Source organism: Streptomyces sp. RP5T (genome assembly GCF_003933965.1).
Classification (GTDB): Bacteria; Actinomycetota; Actinomycetes; order Streptomycetales; family Streptomycetaceae; genus Streptomyces.
This window is the reverse complement of sequence record NZ_RSAJ01000892.1, coordinates 1-2,451: the sequence shown is the minus strand read 5'-3', so window position 1 is coordinate 2,451 and position 2,451 is coordinate 1. Positions and strand designations below refer to the sequence as shown.

The following is a 2,451-nucleotide window of genomic DNA, read 5'->3' as shown; positions in this document are numbered from 1 at the left end:
CGGTCGACGAGGTCAAGCGGCTCCTCGGCGAGGGCCGCATCACCCAGGCCGTCGACATCCTCGGCGCCATCCTGCCCGCGGCCGCCGAACAGCACGGCGCGAACTCCCCGGTCGTCCGCACCCTGCGCAAGCAGTACGCCGCCACCCTCATGGACGACGGCCAGTACCGGCGCGCCCTGCCCGAACTGCGCCGCCTCGCCGACGAACGCGCCACCGAGGCCGGCCACGCCGACCCGCAGTCCCTGCGCTTCCGCTATGACGCCGCCCAGTGCCTCGAACAACTCGGCGAACCCGCGGCGGCCCTGGCCGAATACCGTTCCCTGCTGCCGTACTACGAGAACCAGTACGTGGCCGGCGACCCCCAGCTCGCCCACGACGTCCGCCGCCGCATCGGGCACCTCCTGCTCGCCCTCGGCGACCGCGCCGCAGCCCACGACACCCTCGCGCGGCTGCTCCACGACGTGGAACGACTCCACGGACCGGGCCACCCGCTCGCGACCGAGGTCCGCCGCACGCTCCAGTGGCTCGGGCAGGTACGCGGCTAGAACGGGCCGCCAGATTTTGCCGCGCCCATAGGGAAACTTGTCACCTTCAGGGACCGGCCTTTCCCAAACAAAGGACCGCCTCCGGATACCTTTGCGCGTCTTTTCAGCCATGCACAGCACAACCAGGGGTGGGGTCCGTCCATGTCGTCCAAGTCCAGCCGCAGCCACCGGCAGTCGAAGAAGCGCCGATACGTCACCTGGGGCGTCGCCGGGGCCGCCGTCGTCGCCGGCGCCGGCCTCGCCGCCCAGACCTCGATGGCCGCCACCACCTGGCCCGCGCAGAAGACCTTCACCGGCCGCGCCTTCGACACCTGCGCCGCCCCCTCCCTCGCCGCGATGAAGGCCTGGCACACCGGCTTCTACGGCGCCGCCGCCGTCTACGTCGGAGGCAAGAACCGCGGCTGCTCCCAGCCCAACCTCACCGCCTCCTGGGTCAAGTCGGTCAGCACGCTCGGCTGGAAGCTCATCCCGCTCTACGTCGGCGCCCAGCCGCCCTGCCAGAGCGGCTCCAACCCCGAGAAGCTCACCGCCTCCACCGCCGCCTCCCTCGGCGCCACCGACGGCGCGGACGCGGTCGCCAAGGCCTCCGCGCTCGGCATGAGGACCGGCAGCCCGATCTACCTCGACATGGAGGCGTACGACATCACGAACAAGGCGTGCAACGACGCCGTGCTCACCTATGTGCGCGCCTTCGACAAGACCCTGCGCGCGAAGACGTACCGCGCGGGCTTCTACGGCTTCTCCAGCTCCAGCGCCAAGGCGATCGCCACCGCGACCGACCGGACCGACCTGCCGGGCAACCTCTGGTACGCGCTGTGGGACAAGCAGAACACCACGACGACGGACTGGCCGTTCGGCAAGACCCAGTACACCGATCACAGCCGAGGCCACCAGTACTTGGTCAACAGCAAGGAGTCGCGCAACGGCTACACGATCACCGTGGACCGCGACGCCTGGGACGGCCCGGTGGCCATCACCGGCTGACCCCGGCACACGCGCGTACGTGCGGTGAGAGCGCGGCGGTGCCGGAAGTCCTGGTGAATCGTTGGTCGAATGGGTTGGCCAGAGCCGGTCCCCTGCCTACCATCGATCACCGCAAGACCTTGTGCACCGTCGCACAATCTCCTCGGGAGGCCTCCTTGCACCGCCGTCGTCGCACCGCGCTCGTCCTCACCGCCGCCCTCGCCGCCGCGGCACCCCTGCTCACCGCCTGCGGAAGCGACGCGCATCCCGGCGCGGCGGCCGTGGTCGGCGGCCAGCGGATCACCGTCTCCCAGCTGGAGAACCGGGTGACCGAGGTGCGTGACGCGCAGCGGGCCGCCGTCACCGACGAGAACCAGTACAAGCAGGCCATCGCCAAGACCGGCACCCTCACCCGCGACGTCCTGCACGGCATGGTCCTCGACCGGGTACTGCACCAGGCGGCCGCCGACGCGGGCGTGTCCGTCACCCGCAAGCAGGTCCAGGAGCTGCGGGCCGGCCTGGAGGAACAGGCGGGCGGCCCCAAGGGCCTGGAGACCGCCTGGCTCCAGCAGTACGGCATCGCCCCCGAACGCCTCGACGAGAACCTCCGCCTCCAGCTGGAGGCCCAGAAACTCGCCGGGAAGCTCGGCACCGACACCAGCGACCCCGCCTTCTGGAACGCCCTGAGCAAGGCGTCCAAGCAGCTCGACGTCGACCTCAACCCGCGCTACGGCACCTGGGACGTCACCAAGAGCACCCGCGTCGACGCGAAGACCCCCTGGGTACGGGAGGTCACGGCGGCTGGGAGCGAGCAGAGCGCGTAGCGGGACGGGACGGTCCACCGCCGGGAGAGCCCGCTCACGAAGGCGCGGCGGGCGCGGGAGCGCGGGGCAGCTCGCCGCCGGCCCGTCCCCTCACACCGCAGGCGGATGGTCGTACGATC

The 2,451-nt window shown here is 71.2% G+C and carries 3 protein-coding genes; all 3 read left to right on the top strand.

The features are described from left to right. On the top strand, nucleotides 1–545 hold a 545-nt coding region (locus EHS43_RS42560; protein ID WP_125195817.1), incomplete at its 5' end, for a tetratricopeptide repeat protein. A gap of 141 nt (nucleotides 546–686) precedes the next feature. Further along, nucleotides 687–1,529 carry a glycoside hydrolase domain-containing protein gene (locus EHS43_RS42555; RefSeq protein ID WP_125195816.1) on the top strand — a complete coding sequence of 281 codons (843 nt, stop codon included), beginning with the start codon at nucleotides 687–689 and terminating at the stop codon, nucleotides 1,527–1,529. Nucleotides 1,530–1,684: 155 nt separating this feature from the next. After that, complete coding sequence (locus tag EHS43_RS42550) at nucleotides 1,685–2,332, top strand: SurA N-terminal domain-containing protein (protein WP_125195815.1); 648 nt, start codon at nucleotides 1,685–1,687, stop codon at nucleotides 2,330–2,332. The last annotated feature ends 119 nt before the right edge of the window (nucleotides 2,333–2,451 follow it).